We start from the raw sequence: 16156 nt of genomic DNA on the forward strand, positions 1-16156 counted from the left end.
GGCCCAGCGCCGTCATCATCACCCTCGGCGAAAGTGGCGCACTCGTCCTCCCTGCCGCCGGCGCCACGCCCACCCACGTCCCGTCGCCGCCCGTCCAAGCCGTCGATACCGTCGGTGCCGGCGACGCATTCTGCGGAGCGCTCGCCGTCCGAATCGCCGCCGGCGATACGCTCCTGGCCGCCGTCGCCTTCGCTTGTCGGGCTGCCGCCCTCGCCTGCACCAGGCCCGGAGCCGCCGCCGCCCTCCCCTCGCTCGCCGAAATCGAACAATTTACCCGCACCTTGCCCTCCGGAACGGAACCTTCGTTCCCACCCCAACGTTTCACCTTGTGACATCCCGTCGCGACACCGATACTGAAAGGCGCCCCGGGGTCCCAGCTTGAGCGTTCTCCAGCGATTCTGCCCCCTCTGCGATCGCGCGTTCGAAAGCGGCGAAGCCGTCCTCCGCTGCACCGGCTGCAGCGTCCTCCACCACCCCGGTTGCTGGGTGGCCAACAACGGCTGCGCAACTTCCGAACCCCACCAATCCGTTCCCCAGGCCATGGCCTACGGCGCCAACGAACGCAGCCCCGGCGAGCCTGCCCCCCATCCAGCAGAGGGCACGCGCGTCGCCGCGCCCCGCTCCGAATCCCACCCCATTCCACCCCCAGCCCCCGCAACGAACCCCGACGAAGTCCCCCATCCCGAGCAGAACCCCGAACCCCTCATCGGGACCCCCTTCGTCCGGCGCCAGCTCCCGGAAGAGGTCGTTCCACCCGTCGGGAGCGGCCCCCGCCGCTACCGTCCCCCACGCGACGAGTCCCTGCCGCGCAAACCCCTCCCCCGCATCTACGGCCGCCATCGTTGGCTCGGCTACTGGTACGTGCCCGTCGCCGTCGCCCTCGCCATCGGCACCGCCTTCGCCATCATCTGGGCAGCCGAGCGCCTCACCCGCGACCAATCCGCCAGCCCTGCGCCCTCACCCGCCACCTCCACCCAGACCGCCCCCACCCCCACCGCGACTGCCCCAGCCTTCTCCACGCCCGCGCCTTCGCCCACCGGCGCCCTGCCGACACCCTCCGTCACTGCATCCGTCGGACCGGGAAAGTTCACCGCCGGACAGCGGCTCACCGTCGCTGGCACCGGTGACTGCCTCAACGTCCGCACCAAGCCGGGCACCGAAAACGACGCCATCGTCTGCCTCCAGGATGGCGCCGAAGTGCGCGTCACTGGCGGGCCTCAGCAGGCCGGCAACTACACCTGGTGGAAAATCCAAACCGCGCAGGGTGAAGGATGGGCAGTCGAAGATTACCTCACCCCCGCGCCCTGATACCGCTCATCGCCATCGGTCCCCTCCTGCTCGGTGCTTGCGCGTGCGCCGCCGGCCGCAGCCCCGAAACGCCGACGCCTCCGCCCGACACCGCCACACCCTCCCCGACAACCACCCCGCCGCCTACCCCCACCCCCGACCTCGTCGGCCCACCACCTCGCGACATCGCCGAAGCACGCGCCGCCCTCGACCGGCTCCAGCGCACCATCGGCGCCTGCAACGAACAAGTCGTCGCCCGCTGGAACGTCGCCTGCACAACGGGCGACATCGATGGCGACCTCGTCGACGACACCGCCGTCCTCCTCCCGCTCAGCCAGCCCGCACCCGTCGGGCCCCATCCAGGCGTCGCCTTGGTCAACCTCTCCACCGCGCCAGGGTACGTCGCCCTCTCCCTGCCCGGCGCCGCCGACACCTCCATCCTCGGACGAGCCATCTTCGCCATCGCCAACCGCGATCCATCGCCCCGCCCGGAGCTTTCCTTCCTCGAAAACCTCTGCACCGCAACCCGCTGTGCCAGCCTCGTGCGCATCTACACCTGGGACGGCTCCACCTGGCGCGACATCGGCCCCGCCGACCAGGGCATCACCGGCATCGATTTTGTCTCCATCCAAGGCCTCGGCACCGCCACCACCATCCTCATGCACAGCCAGCCCACCGATAACCCGGTCGCAGGCCCCACCCGCGGTGGCACCTACCGGTACACCCTCCAGGCCGGACGCTACACCCTCTCCCAAGCCGACCTCGACCCGCCTCAATATCTCTTCCACGCCATCCTCGATGCCGATGCCCTCTTCGAACGCGGCCGCTGGGACGAAGCCATCGCATCCTACGAAGCTATCCTCGCCAACCCCAACCTCCGCGATTGGCGCGCCGAAAACGACCGTGGCAACTCCCGGGACGCCCTCGTCACCTACGCCCTCTTCCGCATCGCCGTGGCGACCGCCGCCAGCGGCCGCGACCCCAACGATGCCATCGACCGCGTCATCCGCGAGGGCCGCGAACCCGTCTTCGTCAACGCCGCCGAAGCCTTCCGCAAAGGCTACCAGGAACGAACATCGGTCGTCGGCGGCTGCCTCGAAGCCACCCGCTACCTCGCCACCACCGGCCCCGGCATCGATACCCCAGGCCACGTCCGACGCCTCATGGACCACGGCTACGCCAACCCGCAGTACACCTACCGCGACATCTGCCCCCTTTAGCCGCAGCCACCCCGGCGCGCCCAGCCCCTCATCCCAGCGCACGCCGTAGATTCGCCATCTCGATCGCCGCCAAGGCCGCCTCCTCCCCCTTGTGCCCATCCTTCCCCCCCGTCCGCGAAAGCGCCTGGTCCACCGTATCCACGGTCAAAACCCCGAAGATGACCGGAACGCCCGTACGCTGCGCCGCCTGCCGGATCCCCTCCGCTGCACCCCCAGCCACATACTCGAAGTGCGCCGTCTCCCCCCGGATCACCGCCCCGAGACAGATCACCGCATCGAATCGCCCCGAGCTCGCCGCCCACATCGCCGCCGTCGGCAGCTCGAAAGCGCCAGGCACCCAGGCAACCGTCACCCCATCCTCGGCTACCCCCCGCTCCCGCAGCACCCGCTCCGCACCCTCGAGCAGCCGGCGCGTCACGAACTCGTTCCACCGCGAGACCACCACGCAAACCCGGAGCCCTTGGCCCTCGTGCGAACCCTCCACCACCCTGCTCATCCACCCCCCTCCACCGCCAGCGATTCGAGCCCATCCAACAGGTGGCCCATCCGCTGTCGCTTCGTCTCCAGATAGCGGATGTTGTGCGGATTCGGCGTCGTCACGATCGGAACGCGCTCCACCACCTCCAACCCATACGCCTCCAGCCCTGCCCGCTTCGCCGGGTTGTTCGTAATCAGCCGCATCTTGCTCACACCGATGTCCCGCAGAATCTGCATCCCGATGCCATAGTCCCGCCGGTCCGCCGGAAACCCTAGCGCCAGATTCGCATCCACCGTATCCAAGCCCCGCTCCTGCAGCTCGTACGTCCGCAGCTTGTTGTGCAGCCCAATCCCACGCCCCTCCTGCCGCATGTACAGAAACACCCCACCCTCCTCCGCGATCATCCGCAGCGCCTTCTCCTTCTGCTCTCCACAATCGCACCGCAACGAACCGAACACATCGCCGGTCACACACTGGTCGTGCACCCGTACCAGCGTCGGCCGGTCCGGATCGATCTCCCCCTTCACCAGCGCCACGTGCTCATCCGGCTGACCTTCGGCCTTGTAGCCGAGAATCATCATCTCCCCATATGGCGTCGGCAATCTCGTCTCTGCCACCCGCGTCACCAGCCGCTCCGTCCGCAACCGATACCGGATAATGTCGTTCACCGTCACGATCCGCAGCCCATGCCGCCGCGCGAAGCGCTTCAAATCCGGCATGCGCGCCATCTCGCCATCCATCTTCATGATCTCGCAAATCACCGCCGCCGGGTAAAGCCCCGCCAGCTTCGCCAGATCCACGCTCGCCTCCGTCTGCCCCGCGCGCACCAGCACCCCGCCCTTTCGCGCCCGCAAAGGAAACATATGCCCCGGCCGTGCCAAGTCCTCTGGCTTCGTCGTCGGGTCGATCAACACCTGCACCGTCCGCGCCCGGTCGGCCGCGCTGATCCCCGTCGTCACACCCGTTCGTGCCTCCACCGAAACCGTGAACGGCGTCCCGAAGCCCGACGTATTCGCCCGCGGGTCCACCATCAGCGGCAGCTGCAGCTGATCACACCGCTCCTCCGTCAACGAACAACAGATCAGCCCTCGGCCGTACTTCGCCATGAAATTGATGTGATCCGGCGTCACGAACTGGGCCGCGATGCACAAATCCCCCTCGTTCTCACGGTCCTCGTCGTCCGTGATGATCACGAACTTCCCCCGCCGGTACTCCTCGATCGCCTCCGGAACCGTAGCCATCACCGGGTCGCGCTCCGTCATCCTCCCGCCTCCTTCGCGCGCGCCTCCAGCAACGTATCGATGTAGCGCGCCAAAATGTCGGTCTCCAGATTCACCCGGTCGCCAGGTTTGCGCCCCGCAAGGTTCGTATGCTCCTGCGTGTACTGCACCAGCGAAACCGCAAAGCCCTCCGCGTCCTTCGCGATGATCGTCAGACTGATTCCATCGATACAAACAGGCCCCTTCACCACCATGTAGCGCAGCAGCTCCCTCGGCGCCCGCACCCGCACGATGATCGCGTCGCCCTCCGGCACCAACGATTCGATCGTCCCCGTACCCTCCACCACCCCCCGCACAATGTGGCCACTCAGCCTGTCCGTCGGCCGACACGAGCGCTCGAGGTTCACCCGGTCGCCTGGCCGAAGTTCACCGAGATTGCTCCGCCGGTACGTCTCCGGCATCAGATTCGCGAAAAACGTATCCCCGGCGATCTCCGCCACCGTCAGGTCGACCCCGTTGATGGCGATCGAATCGCCCAGCTTCGCGTCCTGCAAAATCAACGGCGCACGGATACGCAGCGTACCCTCGCCCGCCTCCACTACTTCGCCGACCTCTTCGATGATTCCGGTGAACATCAGGCCTGCCCCCCGCTCGCGGCCTCGCTCCGGAAACCTACCCTTCCAACCATCGGTGCCTGGCCCCCCGGTGCGTACTCATGATCTCCCCGGGGCAGGCGAACAGCCGGCGACAGCCGCCGGCGACGCCACACAACGTGCAGCGCCCAGCCTGTTCTCTCCCATCCGGACTGTCACCGTCGGCCCCGGAATTCCACCGGGTCAGCCCCTCGCTGCCATCGCCGCCAGGGGGTCGCGGGCTCTCACCGCCGGTGGGGAATTGCACCCCGCCCCGAGAACATCACCTGTATCGTTCGCGCTACGCTAAAGAATGTCAAGGGGCCCGCCCGCATCCACCCCTCGCCAATCCGCACCCTAGCCGCCGCTCAGTTTCGCCACCCGCTCCGTCAGCCTCACGAGGATGTCGTACGTCGCGTACGCATCCGCGAGCGCCCCGTGCTCCCCCATCCGCCCGATCCCCAGCCGGTCCGCCACGTGCCCAAGATTGAACCGGTCCACCTCGCCATTCCCACGCAGAAGCGCCCGCGCAATCGCCTGCACATCGATCGCCACCAACGCGAACGGCCACGGCCGTCCCATCTGCCGGAACGCCTCGCTCAAGAACGCCAAATCCTGCGCCATCCCCCAGCCGGTCACCACCCCATCACGCCCCACCACAGCGAACCGTTCGAGCGCCGCCTCTAGCTCCAACGATTCCTTCCACGCCTTCGGCGAATACCCCACCACCTTCAGCGCCGCGGGCACCGCATTGCCGATCCGCCGCGGCCGCACCCGCGCCCCCCACGCCTCCTCCTCCGGGAGCCCCGCTGCGATGGCGGCCCGAACCCCCGCAATATCCAGAATCTCGTGGACCTGCGGGTTCGGCCCCGACATCTCCAAGTCGACCACGTAGAGCGAAACCAAGCCTGCCAATTCCCCCAACTCCCCCGGCTCCCCCGTCGGCCGCCCCTCCGCGTCCAGCCGTCGCAACCCCATCGCCAACACCGACCAGAGCGCATCCACCGCCTACACCCTCCGGAGCTCCCGGCTCCCGAGGGCAAGCGCCAACGTCAGCGCCGCCGCCGCTAGCATCCACGCGAGCACCGTATGCGGCGCCCCCCAGCGGTCGATCATCGCACCCATCAGCAACCCCGCGAACGGCGTCAGCCCCCAGGTCACCGTCTGCAGCGCTACCACCCGCGAACGGAACTCCGGCGCCGCCTGCATCTGCATCAGCGAAGCATTGAACGCCGCATAAATGCTGTGGAACAGCCCCGCCACCACCAACGCACCGACCGCCAACCAAAGGTCCCGCATGAACGTGAACCCCGCCACCGAAAGGCAGTAGAACAGGCACGCCCACATCATCGGTGGCCCGAGCCGCCGCCGATTCGAAGTCGCCGCCACGATCGCACCCCCCGCCAGCGACCCCAGCCCGACAGCCCCAGCCAGAAACCCGTACGCCTCCGCCCCTTCGCCCAACACATCCTTCGCGAACAGCGGCAGGAAACTCACGTACGGATAAACCAGCACACTCGGGAGGACCGCCATCCCAACGATCAGCGCCATCCGCCGCTCCCGGGCTACATACGCAAGCCCCCGGCCAACGCTCACCACCGCATTCTCCCGCACCTCCGCCAACTCCGGCTCGAATCGCCGCAGGCGCGCCGTCAACACCAGCGCCAGCACCAAACAGATCGCCTGAACCTCGAACGTCCCCTCCGTGCCGATAGAACCGATCAGCGCCCCGCCAATCGCCGGCCCGATCACCCGCATCGCATTCCCGCCCAGCGCGTTCAGCGCCACCGCATTCGTCATCTCGTCCGGGCCCACCGTATCGAACACCAACAGACTGCGAATCGGCGATGCCAACGCCTCCACCATGCCCGCCACCGCCGCCAGCACGTACACCATCCAAAGCTCGATCCGCCCCGTCGAAACCAACACCGCCAGCAGCACCGCCACCAACGCACCCGCCCCCGTGTACACCATCAGCAACCCGCGCCGCTCGTAGCGCCCAGCGAACACCCCGCCGAACGGCGAAACCAGCACCAGAAACGCACCCCGCAACAGCGCCACCAGCGCCAGGTTCGTCGCCGAGCCACCCAAATCGTTGACCACCAGCCACCCCTGACCGATCGTCTGCACCCACGAGCCGACCTGCAGCGCCATCGTCGAAAACAGCAGAATCCGGAACTCGCGGTGGCGAAGCGACGCCAAAGGCCGCCCCGGCGCGGTCAGCCCGCCCGACCGGGGTGCGCCTTCCGATGCCCGCAAAGCAGGGGAGGCCACGGAGAAACTCCGGGCGCAGGAGCGCCCTCCCCCACGATCCTGAACGAAGCCCGGCCAACGCTCCACCGCCCCTCCCCCCGACCCATCCCCCGAGCCCTGCTACGATCGAACCAACGCACCAGGAGATCGCCCACCATGACCGACCCTGCCGCCGCCGCGCTGCAGTTCTTCCGCCAACGATTCGCCATCGACCCCGCCCTCACCTCCTCCCTCCTCTCCCTCGCCCTCTCCCGAGGCGGCGACTTCGCCGAGCTCTATTTCGAACACCGCACCAACAGCGCCATCACCTGGGAAGACCAACAGGTCAAGTCCGCCACCCGCACCGTCTCCCAAGGCCTCGGAGTCCGCGTCGTCCGCGGCGAAGCCATCGGCTACGCCTACACCGAATCGTTCGAACCCGAAGCCATGCGCCGCGCCGCCGAAACAGCCGCCCGCATCAGCGCCGGCGAGCGCACCCCACCCCCCATCGACGCCACCCCCTCCCTCGTCGGCAACAGCCACTACACCTTCGATAACCCCCTCGTCGCCGAACCAGCCGCCGCCAAAGTCGCCCTCCTCCAACGCGCCGACCGCGCCGCCCGCAGCTACCACCCCAGCATCGCCCGCCTCGACGCCTCCATCGGAGACGAGCTCAAATACATCCTCATCGCCCGCTCCGACGGCAAAATCATCGGCGATGTCCAGCCCCTCATCCGCTTCAACGTCTCGGCACTCTCCCAGCGCGGCGAAAGCCGCCAAGTCGCCCGCCAAGGCGGCGGCGGCCGCATGGGCATCGAATACTTCGAACGCGTCACCACCCCCGAGCAGCTCGCCCGCGAAGCCGCCCGCCAAGCCGTCCTCCAACAGGACGCCGCCGAGGCCCCCGCAGGCACACTCCCCGTCGTCCTCGCAGCCGGCGATAGCGGCGTCCTCCTCCACGAAGCCGTCGGCCATGGCCTCGAAGCCGACTTCAATCGCAAGGGCACCAGCAACTACACCGGCCGCATCGGACAGCCCGTCGCCAGCCCCCTCGTCACCGTCGTCGACGACGGCACCATCGCCGACTCCCGCGGCTCCATCAACGTCGACGACGAAGGCAACCCCTCCAGCCGCAACACCCTCATCGAAAACGGCATCCTCCGTGCCTACCTCCAGGACGAAATCAGCGCCCGCCACTTCGGCGTCCCACCCTCCGGCTCCGGCCGCCGCCAGTCCTTCAAAGACTACGTCATGCCCCGCATGACCAACACCTTCATGCTTCCCGGCCAAGACACCCCAGAAGACATCATCCGCTCCGTCGACCGTGGCATCTACGCCGTCTCCTACTCCGGCGGTCAGGTCAATATCTCCAACGGCGACTTCGTCTTCTCCGTCACCGAAGCCTACCTCATCGAAAACGGCCGCATCACCACACCACTCAAAAACGTCATGCTCATCGGAAACGGCCCCGACGTCCTCTCCAAAGTCACCCGCGTCGCCAACGATTACCGCCTCTCCGATGGCCGCTGGACGTGCGGCAAAGACGGCCAATCCGTCCCCGTCGGCGTCGGCATGCCCACCGTCCTCGTCTCCGGCATCACCGTCGGAGGAACCAAGCTGTGACCTCGCGCGCAACCGAAGGCATCCCCGCGCTCGAACTCGCCCGCCGGGCCGTCCAGCTCGCCCGCCGGGCCGGCGCCGACCAGTGCGACGCCCTCGTCATCACCGGCACCGAAAGCACCGTCACCGTCCGCCTGGGCCAAGTCGAAAAGCTCATCGAAGCCGGCTCCATCGGCCTCGGCCTCCGCGTCATCCAAAACGGCCGGACCGCCATCTGCGCAACCTCCGACCTGGCCCCCGCCGCCCTCGAAGCCTTTGCCGCCCAAACCGTCGAACTCGCCAACATCGCCGCCCCCGACCAGTACGCCGGCCTCCCCGAGCCATCCCACTTCGGAAGCGCCGCCGATGCCGCAGCCCTCGGCCTCTACGACGAACGCATCGAAGCGCTCTCGACCGAAGAAAAGATCGCCATCGCCCACACCTGCGAAACCGCTGCCCTCGCCGCCGACCCCCGCATCACCAACACCGACGGCGCAACCCTCTCCACCCGCATCGGCGAAATCGCCCTCGTCAACTCCCTAGGCTTCGAAGGCAGCTACCCCGCAACCTCCATCTCCCTCGTCGCCGAAGCCATCGCCGACGATGCTGACGGGAAAAAGCGGCCCGGCTACTGGTTCTCCGCCGAGCGCTCCCTCTCCCGCCTCGCCGACCCCGCCGAAGTCGGGCGCATCGCAGCCCGCCGGGCCGTCGACCAGCTCGGCGCCCGCAAGCCCACCACCACCCGCGTGCCCGTCATCTTCGAGCCCATGATGGCCGTCTCGCTCCTCGGCCACCTCGCAGCCTGCGCCACCGGCGAAGCCCTCTACCGCGGCGCCACCTTCCTCGCCGGCCGCGAAGGCCTCCCCCTCGCCTCCCCACACGTCACCATCGTCGATGACCCCCTCCTCCCCGGCCGCTTCGGCTCCCGCCCCTTCGACGGCGAGGGCGTCGCCACCCGCCGGAACACCCTCGTCGAAGCCGGCATCTTTCGCGGGTTCCTCTTCGACTGTTACACCGCCCGTCGCCTCGGCCGCGCCACCACCGGCAGCGCAGCCCGCGGCCTCGAAACCGGACCCTCACCCTCCTCCTCCAACCTCGTCCTCCAGCCCGGACAGCTCGCCCCGTCCGCGCTCCTCGCAGACGTCCGCCAGGGGCTCTACGTCACCGCCCTCATGGGCGCCGGCTTCAACCCCGCCACCGGCGACTACTCCCGCGGTGCCGCTGGCTTCTGGGTCGAAGATGGCCAGATTGCCTACCCCGTCACCGAAGTCAACATCTCCGGCAACCTCGCCACCATGCTCGCCGACATCGACGGCGTCGCCAACGACCTCGCCTGGTTCGGCGCCTCCGCAGCCCCCACCCTCCGCATCCGCGCAATGACCGTCTCCGGCCGCTGAGCCCCTCACGGCATCGCGATCGACGCCTGCCCCTTCGCGATGATCCAATAGGCGCCACCCTGCCGCAGCTCCGTCAACGTACTCAAATACCCCGGAAGCCCCGGCAGATACCTCCGCCACACCCCCGCCGCAGAGTCCCACTCGTAGACCACGGCCACCTTCGGATTCGAACCGAACACCTCCGCCGGCGAAACCTTCCCGCCTGGCCACGCCACCAGGTTCGCCCCAGGCGCAAGCGGCAGCGACCCCGCCCCACCGTTCGGCACCGCCGTCGGCGTCGCCGTCGCGGTTGGCGTCGGCGTCTTCGGGCGCGGCGTCGGTGTCGCCGTCGGCGGCATCGTCGGCGGAGGCGAGCTCGCCCCACCATTCCCCCCATTCCCCGGCACGCTGGGTGGCGTCGGCGTCGCCGTCGGCGGCATCGTCGGCGTTGCCGTACTCGCCCCGCCATTCCCCCCGTTTCCCGGCACGCCGGGCGGCGTCGGCGTTGCCGTCGGTGGCATCGTCGGCGTATTCGTCGGCGTCGGCGTATTCGTCGGCGTCGGCGTATTCGTCGGTCCGCTCCCCCCGCCGCCCGTACCATCGTTCGTCGCACCAAAGTTCGTCGCCCAGTACCAACCGTACGGCGAACCCGCCAAGTAGAACCGCGCAATCCCAATCTGCTGGTAATAGCTCGTCAGCATGTTCTGGTTGTGGCCCGGCGAAGCCTTCCACGCATCGAACGCCGCCTGCGCCGTGCTCCACGTCGTCCCCGCCGCCAAATTCTCCCCAGCACCAGACGGGTAGCCGCAATCGATCGCCCGTTGATACGGCGACCGCCCCAAGCTGTCCGTGTGCGAGAAGTAGCCCTTCGTCGCAAGGTCCTCCACCATCCACGCCGCAGCACGATTCAAATTCGTCGAAATCGTCAGCGGCCCCAGCCCGTTCTGTCCTCGGTACTGATTGATCAGCACGAGGAACGCCTGCTCCTCGCTATCCAGCGCATCGTGCGTCACCGAACAGTTCGTCAGCGCATCCGCCCGCCCACCCGAGCTCATCGTCAAAGCGAGCGCCCCGAACACCGCGCCCGCCAACGCCAGCCAGAGCGGCATCGTCGTCCGTCGAAACCCAGCAGCCATGTCTTCCCCCGGGCCTTCGGATGCCAGTGAGACCCAAAGGGAAGTTCGGCCGCCCTTGGGGACGATCCGGTAGACGAACCGTAGACCGCGCGAGACGATCCAGGACTTACGGGAAAACCCCTACCCCCGCTCACCACCCTCCGCACGCCGGCGCTCGAAATCCGCTACCGCCGCTCGGAGCGCATCCGCCGCCAACACACTGCAGTGCACCTTGTCGCGCGGCAACCCGCCCATCGCCTCCGCAATCGCCTCGCGCGTCAACGCCTCCACAGCCGCCAACTCCCACCCCACGACGAGCTCGCTCGCGAACGAACTCGTCGCGATCGCGGCCGGGCATCCCCGCGTCTGCCATCGCACCGCCGCGATGCGCCCGCCCGCCACACGAATCATCACCCGCATCCGGTCGCCACAGACCGGATTCGACCGCTCGCCTACCCCGTCAGCATCCTCCAGCACCCCCGCATTGCGCGGACGTTCGAAATGCTCCCGGACGAGGTCGGAGTAGCCGGACATACAGCCACCGCCAATCCTACCGATTCGCCACCAACACCGCGAAGGCCGTCACCGTGAACCCCACCACCGCAGCCACGATCTGCGGATCCGAAAACAACACCCGGTCCGGAGCCTCGCCCTGCCGGCCCCCGCTCATCAGCAAAAGAAACCGAAAGAGCGCAAACGCCACGAACGGAATCGTCAGCGCCATCGAGCCGTCCTCCGGCACCCGCGCCGACTCGATCGTGTAGAGCGAATAACTCAGCAACGCACCCGCCGCGCTCACCGCCAACATCAGCTCCAACACCTCCGCGTTGTACGCCCCGAGCGACGGCCGGTGGCGCGCTGCCTCCGCCCCCAACTGCCGGAACTCCGCCCACCGCTTCGTCGTCGCGAAAAACAACGCCCCGAAACTCGAACAGACATACAGCCACGGGCTGATGTCGACCTCGATCGCGGCTGCCCCGCTCACCGCCCGCCCGACAACGCCCGCACCGAGCAAGAAGATATCCAGCACCGCCACCCCCTTCAGCCCCAGCGAATAGAGCACCATCACCCCCACGTAGCCCCCCAGCACGAGCCCTGCCAACCGATCGAGCGCCAACGCGCCCGGAATGCTCACCGCCGCCAACACCCCCGCCGCAGCAATCGCCGTGCCCGGTCGGAGCGCCCCGCTCGCCACCGGCCGAAACCGCTTCCGCGGGTGGAGCTGGTCCGCTTCCCGGTCCCGGACATCGTTCACCAAGTACGTCGCCGAGGCAGCCAAGCACCAGAGCCCGAACAGCGCCGCCGAACGCCACAACAGCGGCCACCAGCTCCCCACATCCTCCGGCCGCCACGCCTCTCCCGCGCTAAAGACGAACGCCGCGAATACCACCACATTCTTCGGCCACTGGTAGGGGCGCATCGCCGCGACGAGTGGGCGCAGCCCACCCCGCATCCGGCCGGCCTCCGCTTCCGCCACCCCCGTCATACCGGCTCCCGGGCGATATCCGCCCATTGCCCGCCGATCGCCGCCACCAACTCCTCCGTCGCGACCCCGAAAACCGCATTCGTCGCCCCAGCAGCAGCCCACACGCGCGCGAAACGCCGGAGCGATGCATCCACCACCACATCCACCCGCGTCGGCCAGCCCACCGGTGCCACCCCCCCGACCTCGTACCCCGTGTATGCCCGCACCTCCTCCGCCGACCCCATCTTCAGCCGCTTCCGCCCGACCCCCAAGATCGCCGCCAGCTGCGCCGTATCCACCTGCCGGTCACCCGCCACCAACACCATCGTCGGTCGCCCATCCGCCACGAACAACAGCGTCTTCACGATCTGCCCGGGTTCACAGCCCACCGCCTCCGCCGCCTCCGCTGCCGTCGCCGTGCTCCGCGCGAACACCCGCACCGAATCGGCCAACCCCAGCCCGCGCAAGGCCTCCGCCACCCGCTCTGGCGGAGTCATCCCCGACGCTCCAGCGCGCGCCGCGCCGCCTTCACCGTGTTCACCAACAGCATCGCAACCGTCATCGGCCCGACCCCGCCCGTGTACGGCGTAACCCACGAAGCCACCTCCCGCACATCCAGTGCCACATCGCCCACCAGCCGGTAGCCGCTCGGCCGCTCCGGTGCCTCTACCCGATTCACCCCCACATCGATCACCACAGCGCCCGGCTTCACCATCTCCTTCGTCAGCGTCCCTGCCCGCCCAGCCGCGACCACCACGATATCCGCCCGCCGCGTGTGCTCCGCCAGGTCCGGAGTCGCCGTGTGGCAAATCGTCACCGTCGCGTTCCCGCCCCGCGCCTTGTTCGAAAGCAAAACAGCCAGCGGCCGCCCCACCAACGTACTCCTCCCCACCACCACCACGTGCTTCCCAGCCGGGTCGTTCCCCGTGCGCAACAGCAATTCCACCACCCCGTGCGGCGTGCAAGGGATCGCCCCGTCCAGCTCACCCCGCAACAATTTCCCCAAGTTCACCGGGTGCAGCCCATCGGCGTCCTTCTCCGGCGCCAGCGCATCGATCACCGCAACCTCCTTCACCTGGGGCGGCAGCGGCAGCTGCGGCAGAATCGCATGGAACCGATCGTCCGCATTCAACCGCCGCACCAACCCCACCACCTCATCCTCCGACGCCGTCGCAGGCAACCGAAACGTCTCCGAAAAAATCCCAACCTCCGAGCACGCCTTCGTCTTCATCGAAACATAACTGATAGACGCCGCATTATCCCCCACGATGATGGCCGCAAGCCCCGGCGTCACCCCCGCCGCGCGGAGCGCAGCCGCCTCCTGCGCCACCTCCTCTCGGATCGACGCCGCAATCGCTGCCCCGTCGATGAGCCGTGCCGGCATGAGCCTAAGCGTAGCCGGGAACCCCACTGCAGGCCAAACCCCCCACTCGCGCACGAACCGCCACCCTCGCGTACGATCCGCCTCGTAGCCCACCACCCTGCCCCCACAGAATGGCCCATGTCCCAAGACCAACCCCACCGACCCCCCCGCAAATTCGCCCACGGCATCGACGTCATCGAAACCCACCGCATCGCCGACGTCATCCGTCGCCACGGCGAACGCTTCCTCAACCGCGTCTACACCCCCGACGAACTCGCCCACTGCCGCGGCCGCATCCCCGAACTGGCCGTCCGCTTCGCCGCCAAAGAAGCCGTCATGAAAGCCCTCGGAACCGGCATCCGCGGCGTCGGCTGGAAAGACATCGAAATCCTCCCCAACCGCCGCGGCAAACCACTCGTCTTCCTCTACGGCCGCGGTGCAAAACGCGCCGCCGAAATCGACCTCCGCGGCCTCGAAATCTCGATGACCCACCTCGCCGACCTCGCCATGGCCTCCGTCGTCGGCGAACGCGCCCTCACCGAAGCCGAAGACACCCCCCGGCGCGGCGAAAACGCCCTCCGCCTCATCCGCGAACAAGGACTCCGATGAAACTCGTCACCGCCGCCGAAATGCGTCAGCTCGAAGCCGCCGCCATCGCCGCCGGCTCCAGCGAATCCCAGCTCATGGAAGAAGCCGGGCTCGCCGTCGCCCAAGAATCCTGGATGCTCCTTGGCACCCTCGAAGGCCGCCACATCCTCGTCCTCGCCGGCCCCGGCAACAACGGCGGCGACGGCCTCGTCGCCGCCCGCTACCTCGCCGATTGGGGCGCCGAAGTCGCCGTCTACCTCCCGAAAGGCCACCGCGAGCCCACCCGCCTCGACGAACTCCGAGCCCGCGACGTGCCCATCATCGAAGGCCCCGCCGACCCCGCCGGCCAACAGCTCGCCGCCCAGCTCGCCACCGCCGACCTCGTCGTCGACGCCCTCCTCGGCATCGGACAGCACCTCCCCCTCGACCCAGCCGACCCCATCGCGCGGGCCCTCACCGCACTCGCCGCTACCCGCACCAGCTACCAGCCACCCAAAATCGTCGCCGTCGATATCCCCACCGGCCTCGATAGCGACACCGGCGCCGTCGATCCCCACCTCGTCACCCCCGACCTCACCGTCACCTTCGGCCTGCCCAAAGTCGGCATGTACCAGGCCCCCGGAAGCGACGCCGTCGGACGCGTCCAAGTCATCGACATCGGCATCCCCAAAGAAGCCACCGAAGCCGTCTCCCTCGAACTCATCACCTCCCGCTGGGTACGCCAACACCTCCCCGGGCGTCCCCCCGATGCCAACAAAGGCACCTTCGGCCGCGTGCTCGTCGTCGGCGGGTCCCGGCGTTATCGCGGCGCCGTCGCCCTCGCCGCCGCGGGCGCCTATCGCGCCGGTGCCGGCCTCGTCACCATCGCCGCCACCGAAGAGCTCGTCCAAGGGCTCGCTGGCGCCCTGCCCGAAGCCACCTGGCTGCCCCTCCCCGCGAGCCCCGAAGGCACCCTCGCCGGCGAAGCCGCCATCGCGCTCCGCAACCACTGGCCCCAAGCCCGCGCCGCCGTCTTCGGCCCCGGCCTCGACCTCGCCGACGACACCCGCGCCCTCACCTGGGCCGCCCTCCCCGACACCGCCGATTGCCCCGGAGGCATCGTCGTCGATGCCGATGCCCTCAACGCCCTCGCCGCCATGGACGACGCCGCCCAACGCCTCCATCCCCGCGTCATCCTCACCCCCCACCCAGGGGAAATGGCCCGCCTCCTCCACACCACCGTCGCCGACATCCAGCGCGACCGGCTCGGCTCCGCCCGGGCCGCCGCCCAGCGCTTCGGCTGCGTCGTCGTCCTCAAAGGCGCCCACACCGTCGTCGCCGCACCCCAAGGACAGGCCGCCCTCTGCCCCTTCGCCAACCCCCTGCTCGCCACGGCCGGCAGCGGCGACGTCCTCGCCGGCATCGTCGCCGGCTACCTCGCCCAGGGCGCCGAACCCTTCACCGCAGCCAGGCTCGGCGTCTACCTCCACGCCGCCGTCGCCGAGGCCCTCGCCGCAGAATACGGCCGCGCCGGCCTCCTCGCCAGCGAAATCGCCGCCCGCCTACCCCGCATCGTCCGGGACCTAACCCAAACCTGATGTA

Annotated in this window: 17 protein-coding genes and 1 riboswitch; of the genes, 7 read left to right on the forward strand and 10 right to left on the reverse strand. The window is 68.7% G+C overall.

The annotated features are described in order from the left end of the window. The 3 genes from VAE53_RS04325 to VAE53_RS04335 all read left to right on the forward strand — a co-directional run. The coding region (locus VAE53_RS04325; RefSeq protein ID WP_322818139.1) for a PfkB family carbohydrate kinase at positions 1–332 on the forward strand (332 nt) is incomplete at its 5' end. A gap of 46 nt (positions 333–378) precedes the next feature. After that, on the forward strand, positions 379–1308 hold the full coding sequence (locus VAE53_RS04330; protein WP_322818140.1) for an SH3 domain-containing protein: 930 nt from the start codon (positions 379–381) through the stop codon (positions 1306–1308). Continuing rightward, positions 1272–2507 (forward strand): hypothetical protein, encoded by a 1236-nt coding sequence (locus tag VAE53_RS04335; RefSeq protein ID WP_322818141.1) that lies wholly within the window; start codon positions 1272–1274, stop codon positions 2505–2507. The genes VAE53_RS04330 and VAE53_RS04335 overlap by 37 nt, the downstream gene beginning before the upstream one ends. Before the next feature lie 28 nt (positions 2508–2535). On the opposite strand, the gene ribH is transcribed toward VAE53_RS04335, so the two are convergent. From ribH to VAE53_RS04360, 5 genes are all read right to left on the reverse strand, one after another. Then, entirely contained in the window at positions 2536–3003 is a 468-nt protein-coding gene (gene ribH, locus VAE53_RS04340) for a 6,7-dimethyl-8-ribityllumazine synthase (RefSeq protein ID WP_322818142.1), read from the reverse strand. Beyond that, positions 3000–4247, reverse strand: a complete 1248-nt coding sequence (locus VAE53_RS04345; protein WP_322818143.1) for a bifunctional 3,4-dihydroxy-2-butanone-4-phosphate synthase/GTP cyclohydrolase II — start codon at positions 4245–4247, stop codon at positions 3000–3002. The genes ribH and VAE53_RS04345 overlap by 4 nt, the downstream gene beginning before the upstream one ends. Beyond that, the gene (locus VAE53_RS04350) at positions 4244–4840 is read right to left on the reverse strand and encodes a riboflavin synthase (protein WP_322818144.1); all 597 of its coding nucleotides are present in this window, start codon (positions 4838–4840) and stop codon (positions 4244–4246) included. Before VAE53_RS04350 ends, VAE53_RS04345 begins: the two co-directional genes overlap by 4 nt. A 149-nt stretch (positions 4841–4989) precedes the next feature. Next, positions 4990–5123, reverse strand: a riboswitch (FMN riboswitch). A gap of 71 nt (positions 5124–5194) precedes the next feature. Continuing rightward, positions 5195–5842: a 3'-5' exonuclease gene (locus tag VAE53_RS04355; RefSeq protein ID WP_322818145.1), complete on the reverse strand. Its 648-nt coding sequence runs from the start codon at positions 5840–5842 to the stop codon at positions 5195–5197. 3 nt (positions 5843–5845) lie between these two features. Further along, positions 5846–7111 carry an MFS transporter gene (locus VAE53_RS04360; RefSeq protein WP_322818146.1) on the reverse strand — a complete coding sequence of 422 codons (1266 nt, stop codon included), beginning with the start codon at positions 7109–7111 and terminating at the stop codon, positions 5846–5848. Between the two features lie 135 nt (positions 7112–7246). Between VAE53_RS04360 and VAE53_RS04365 the strand changes: the two genes are divergently transcribed. Then, on the forward strand, positions 7247–8692 hold the full coding sequence (locus tag VAE53_RS04365; RefSeq protein WP_322818147.1) for a metallopeptidase TldD-related protein: 1446 nt from the start codon (positions 7247–7249) through the stop codon (positions 8690–8692). Then, on the forward strand, positions 8689–10065 hold the full coding sequence (locus VAE53_RS04370; protein ID WP_322818148.1) for a TldD/PmbA family protein: 1377 nt from the start codon (positions 8689–8691) through the stop codon (positions 10063–10065). Before VAE53_RS04365 ends, VAE53_RS04370 begins: the two co-directional genes overlap by 4 nt. Positions 10066–10070: 5 nt before the next feature. On the opposite strand, the gene VAE53_RS04375 is transcribed toward VAE53_RS04370, so the two are convergent. From VAE53_RS04375 to VAE53_RS04395, 5 genes are all read right to left on the reverse strand, one after another. Then, the gene (locus VAE53_RS04375; protein WP_322818149.1) at positions 10071–11180 is read right to left on the reverse strand and encodes a CAP domain-containing protein; all 1110 of its coding nucleotides are present in this window, start codon (positions 11178–11180) and stop codon (positions 10071–10073) included. A gap of 120 nt (positions 11181–11300) precedes the next feature. Beyond that, complete coding sequence (locus tag VAE53_RS04380; protein WP_322818150.1) at positions 11301–11693, reverse strand: iron-sulfur cluster assembly scaffold protein; 393 nt, start codon at positions 11691–11693, stop codon at positions 11301–11303. Positions 11694–11709: 16 nt separating this feature from the next. Next, positions 11710–12645 carry a UbiA family prenyltransferase gene (locus VAE53_RS04385; protein ID WP_322818151.1) on the reverse strand — a complete coding sequence of 312 codons (936 nt, stop codon included), beginning with the start codon at positions 12643–12645 and terminating at the stop codon, positions 11710–11712. Further along, complete coding sequence (locus tag VAE53_RS04390; protein WP_322818152.1) at positions 12642–13121, reverse strand: YbaK/EbsC family protein; 480 nt, start codon at positions 13119–13121, stop codon at positions 12642–12644. The genes VAE53_RS04385 and VAE53_RS04390 overlap by 4 nt, the downstream gene beginning before the upstream one ends. Further along, positions 13118–14008, reverse strand: coding sequence for a tetrahydrofolate dehydrogenase/cyclohydrolase catalytic domain-containing protein (locus VAE53_RS04395; protein WP_322818153.1), 891 nt, complete (start codon positions 14006–14008; stop codon positions 13118–13120). The genes VAE53_RS04390 and VAE53_RS04395 overlap by 4 nt, the downstream gene beginning before the upstream one ends. Before the next feature lie 117 nt (positions 14009–14125). Between VAE53_RS04395 and acpS the strand changes: the two genes are divergently transcribed. Together acpS and VAE53_RS04405 are read left to right on the forward strand one after the other, a co-directional pair. After that, positions 14126–14596 (forward strand): holo-ACP synthase, encoded by a 471-nt coding sequence (acpS, locus tag VAE53_RS04400; RefSeq protein ID WP_322818154.1) that lies wholly within the window; start codon positions 14126–14128, stop codon positions 14594–14596. Continuing rightward, positions 14593–16152, forward strand: a complete 1560-nt coding sequence (locus VAE53_RS04405) for an NAD(P)H-hydrate dehydratase (protein WP_322818155.1) — start codon at positions 14593–14595, stop codon at positions 16150–16152. Before acpS ends, VAE53_RS04405 begins: the two co-directional genes overlap by 4 nt. The last annotated feature ends 4 nt before the right edge of the window (positions 16153–16156 follow it).

The organism is Tepidiforma sp. (assembly GCF_034432735.1).
In the GTDB taxonomy this organism is placed as follows: Bacteria; Chloroflexota; Dehalococcoidia; order Tepidiformales; family Tepidiformaceae; genus Tepidiforma.

Bases quoted from the DNA above. Each gene is read 5' to 3' on its own strand.
- VAE53_RS04335 (WP_322818141.1), top strand. From the start codon at position 1,272: ATGGGCAGTCGAAGATTACCTCACCCCCGCGCCCTGATACCGCTCATC.
- ribH (WP_322818142.1), bottom strand. From the start codon at position 3,003: ATGAGCAGGGTGGTGGAGGGTTCGCACGAGGGCCAAGGGCTCCGGGTT.
- VAE53_RS04345 (WP_322818143.1), bottom strand. From the start codon at position 4,247: ATGACGGAGCGCGACCCGGTGATGGCTACGGTTCCGGAGGCGATCGAG.
- VAE53_RS04350 (WP_322818144.1), bottom strand. From the start codon at position 4,840: ATGTTCACCGGAATCATCGAAGAGGTCGGCGAAGTAGTGGAGGCGGGC.
- VAE53_RS04365 (WP_322818147.1), top strand. From the start codon at position 7,247: ATGACCGACCCTGCCGCCGCCGCGCTGCAGTTCTTCCGCCAACGATTC.
- VAE53_RS04375 (WP_322818149.1), bottom strand. From the start codon at position 11,180: ATGGCTGCTGGGTTTCGACGGACGACGATGCCGCTCTGGCTGGCGTTG.
- VAE53_RS04380 (WP_322818150.1), bottom strand. From the start codon at position 11,693: ATGTCCGGCTACTCCGACCTCGTCCGGGAGCATTTCGAACGTCCGCGC.
- VAE53_RS04385 (WP_322818151.1), bottom strand. From the start codon at position 12,645: ATGACGGGGGTGGCGGAAGCGGAGGCCGGCCGGATGCGGGGTGGGCTG.
- VAE53_RS04390 (WP_322818152.1), bottom strand. From the start codon at position 13,121: ATGACTCCGCCAGAGCGGGTGGCGGAGGCCTTGCGCGGGCTGGGGTTG.
- VAE53_RS04395 (WP_322818153.1), bottom strand. From the start codon at position 14,008: ATGCCGGCACGGCTCATCGACGGGGCAGCGATTGCGGCGTCGATCCGA.
- acpS (WP_322818154.1), top strand. From the start codon at position 14,126: ATGTCCCAAGACCAACCCCACCGACCCCCCCGCAAATTCGCCCACGGC.
- VAE53_RS04405 (WP_322818155.1), top strand. From the start codon at position 14,593: ATGAAACTCGTCACCGCCGCCGAAATGCGTCAGCTCGAAGCCGCCGCC.